The 3,569-nt window shown below is 62.9% G+C and carries 4 protein-coding genes; 2 read left to right on the top strand and 2 right to left on the bottom strand.

All coding sequences use genetic code 11. From position 1 onward, the window contains the following. Together H5U38_05605 and H5U38_05600 are read right to left on the bottom strand one after the other, a co-directional pair. The coding region (locus H5U38_05605) for a hypothetical protein (GenBank protein ID MBC7186491.1) at nucleotides 1–372 on the bottom strand (372 nt) is incomplete at its 3' end. 19 nt (nucleotides 373–391) lie between these two features. After that, entirely contained in the window at nucleotides 392–2,068 is a 1,677-nt protein-coding gene (locus tag H5U38_05600) for an amidohydrolase (protein ID MBC7186490.1), read from the bottom strand. A gap of 437 nt (nucleotides 2,069–2,505) precedes the next feature. Between H5U38_05600 and H5U38_05595 the strand changes: the two genes are divergently transcribed. Both H5U38_05595 and H5U38_05590 read left to right on the top strand, forming a co-directional pair. Next, nucleotides 2,506–2,883, top strand: a complete 378-nt coding sequence (locus H5U38_05595; GenBank protein MBC7186489.1) for a protease inhibitor I42 family protein — start codon at nucleotides 2,506–2,508, stop codon at nucleotides 2,881–2,883. 108 nt (nucleotides 2,884–2,991) lie between these two features. Beyond that, nucleotides 2,992–3,569: hypothetical protein (locus H5U38_05590; GenBank protein MBC7186488.1), on the top strand; the 578-nt coding region annotated here is incomplete at its 3' end.

Raw genomic sequence — 3,569 nt, 5'->3', positions numbered from 1 at the left:
GACTTTGCCTCCGCCCGAATAGGCCATCACGCGAAAGTCCTCCTCCTGGAAGGAAAAACTCCGCCCGGCCACTTTGAGCGTGGGCACTTCGATGTCGGCCTGATAAAATTCCAAGGGAAACTCCTGAAAGTAGCTGCCGTGGTCGCCGCCCGGTTGTAGCCCCCATTCGCGGAAATGCGCAGCCACCCAGGCTGCCGCCTTCTCAAAGCCCGGCGTGCCCGTATCCCGCCCTTGCAAGGCGTCGCTGGCCAAGTAGGTCACGTAGGATTTGGCGGTCTCTCCGTTGGGGAGTTCCTGGGCCGTCAGTTGCAAAGCAGCCAGCGTCGCGATCAGAATAAATGCCACCCTCTTTGCTGCATGCCTGTGGTCCATCTTTGCGTCTCCCATTCGCTTAGTTCTTCTGGTACACGACCTTTCCGCCGACAATGGTGAGCACCACCTCAGTGGTGAGTATCTCTTCGGGAGGAATCGACAGCAGGTCCTTTGACAAGACAATAATGTCCGCATACTTGCCAGGCTCGATGGACCCTTTCGCCTGTTCTTGGAATTCGGCAAAGGCCGCGCCGAGCGTGTAGAGGTAGATGGCCTCCTCGATGGTCAATCGCTGGTCGGGAAACCATCCCCCTGGGGGCTCGTGAGTGTCGATGCTTTGCCTGGTGACTGCGGAATAGAGGCCGCGCATGGGATCGAGCGGTTCCACGGGCCAGTCGGTGCCGAAGCAGATTTTGCCGCCAGCATCGAGGATGCGTCGCCAGGCATAGGCACCTTTGCAGCGCTCGTGGCCGATGCGCTGTTCCGCCCACCGCATGTCCGAGGTGCAGTGCGTCGGCTGCATGGAAGCGATGACGCCGAGCTCAGCCAGTCGCGGAATGTCCACCAGCCTCAGCACCTGCGCGTGTTCCAGGCGATGCCGGCGGTCGCGTACGCCGAAACGCCCCTGCGCCTCCTCAAAGGCGTTGAGGGCCATCCAGTTGGCGCGCGAGCCGATGCAGTGTAGCCCCACTTGAAAACCAAGGCTATCGGCGGTGCACACCATGGCGGTGAGTTTTTCCTGGTCAATCTGCGGGATGCCCACATTCGCGGGCTCGTCCTGGTAGCCTTCAAAGAAGTAGGCGGTGCGGGAGCCCAGGGTGCCGTCGACAAAGCCCTTGAGCAAGCCAAGGCGCAGGTAGCGCCCGTCGCAAAGACGCAGATTCTCGCGGTAGACCTTCTGCAGGAGAGCGGGTTGCGCCGCAAGGCCAAAGTCCAACCACTCGGTGACGCGGACTGTCAGCTCGCCACGCTCCAGGAACTCCCTGTACAAGCCAACTGACGAGACGCCCGAATTGTCCTGGACGGACGTCACCCCCAGCCGCCTGGCCTCAGCGAGCGCCTTGCGCACGGCCTCTCGTTCCTGCTCGGCGGTGGGCGGGGGTACGACGCGTGCTACCAAGGAAGAGGCGGCCTCTTTGAGGATACCCGTAGGTTCGCCGGTCGAAGGGTCCCTTACGATCTGACCGCCAGGTGGGTCGGGTGTCTGGCGGGTGATGCCGGCGCGCGCCAAAGCCAAAGAGTTCGCCCACCCCACGTGCCCATCGACCCTTGTCAGATAGACCGGATTGTCGGGGCTGACCTTGTCCAACAGGCTCTTGTCGGGCCACACGCCTTTGTTGAACAGCGTGTGGTCCCAGCCGCGTCCGGTGACCCACTGCCCAGGGCCAAGCTCGGCCACCTTGGCGGCCACCCGTTGCTGCACCTCTTCAGGCGCCCGACAGCCATCCAGCACTACCTGCAGCAAGGCGGCACCGCCACTCCTAAAGTGCAGGTGGGCGTCGTTGAACCCGGGCATCACCAGCCTGCCCTGAGCATCGATCACGGTGGTCCGGCTGTCCCGCCGAGCGAGGATGTCCGCGGTGTTCCCCACGGCGACGATCTTGTCGTCCTGCACAGCCACCGCCTCGGCGAGCGGCTGTCGCGCGTTGACCGTCCAGACCTTGCCATTGACGATGATCAAGTCCGCGCTACGGCCGCAGCCGCTGGTCAGCAGGCCAAGCACGACGGCCAGTAGGACCAGCCTCCTGGTCTTCATGGCGCCATTTCCTCCTTGGTTCAGGCTCTGTGCAATATAAGAATCGCTGCCAAAGAATGCAAGGAAAAATCTGCAGTCCTTGCGGTGTGCCGAGTGTCCGGCTCACGCTCCGCCCGACGTCCGGCCCGGCACATCATGAGGTGCTGTGGGGGTCTCCCCGGGTCTTCGACAACCCAGGGGTCGCTTTGCTCCACTTTTCGCTTGACATTGCCCCCGGAATTGCGTACAATAACCACAAGAGGTTCATCGCCTGGGACCTCAGCCCGGCGTGAACAGGATGGGAAGCGGCGGGCAAGTACCGCCGGCCAAGGCCATCACCCCAAGTTGCCAGCCGCAGACGGCCTGGCAATGGCACCTGTAAAGATGTTTGAGGCAGGGCGGAGGCCCCAGTGCCTGCCGATAATCAATCGGGCAGCCCTTGGAAAAAGGAGCGCACCATGCGCCTGTGTGCCATTCTCATCATAGCTGTTGCCCTTGGCAGGTGCAACAGCCAGGGGGAACGAACGCTGCTCACCAAGGCCGACCATGGCAGAGAAGTGCGCCTGCGCCAGGGCCAGGAAATCACCCTCGCTTTGGAGGGAAACCCGACCACCGGATTCACCTGGGAGGTAGCCGAAGTAGACTCTGCCACCATTGCGCAGGCGAAAGAGGTAGAGTACGTGCCCCGCTCTAATCTCATGGGAGCACCGGGCACTTTTACCTTCCGCTTCAAGGCAGTGAAGAATGGAGTGGCGACCCTGCGCCTGGTGTACCGGCGGCCATGGGAGAAAGAGGCGCCAGCCGATACCTTCACCGTGCGCATCGTGGTCAAGTGACCAGGCCGGCCGCGGGAAGCGCCTTTAGCCTGTACCATGGAGGCCTCGGCGCCCCCAGGTAGAGGGCCGGATCTGTTGCTTCGCAGCTCAAGTAGTGGAGGTGGAACCATGCGACGCACCCTCTTTGTGCTCTTTGCCCTGCTGCTGACGTGCAGCGCCCTCCTTGCCCAGCAGCTGACCCAGGCGCAGATCGAAGCACAGCTCCAGCGCCTGCAGACGGAGCTGGCCACCGGCCGTTACTCCTTCACCGTGGGCGCCAACCCTGCACTGAGCTTTACCCTGGACCAACTCTGTGGGTTACGTGAAGCACCCGATTGGCGCAAGACGGCCCGACAGCGCTCCCTGACCGCGGTGCGGCCCGCGCCCTTGCGCGCCGTTGAGGAACGCGTCGCCCTCCCTTCTTCCTGGGACTGGCGGCAGCATAACGGCGTCAGCCCGGTGCGCGACCAGGATGGCTGCGGCAGCTGCTGGGCCTTTGGTACCATCGCCTCTCTTGAATCCGTACTGCTGATAAAACAGTCCCTGCTCACCGACCTCTCCGAGCAGTACTTAGTCTCCTGCAACACCAAGGGTTGGGGGTGCAACGGCGGCTGGTGGGCCCACGACATGCTCGTGAGTCCGGGAACAGTGCTTGAAGCCGATTTCCCCTACGTGGCCAGCGATGTGCCGTGCGGGGGGCCGTACAC

The sequence above is a fragment of the Calditrichota bacterium genome (assembly GCA_014359355.1).
In the GTDB taxonomy this organism is placed as follows: domain Bacteria; phylum Zhuqueibacterota; class Zhuqueibacteria; order JANLFK01; family Oleimicrobiaceae; genus Oleimicrobium.
The sequence above is the reverse complement of the archived record's forward strand: the minus strand, read 5'-3'. Positions and strand labels throughout refer to the sequence as shown.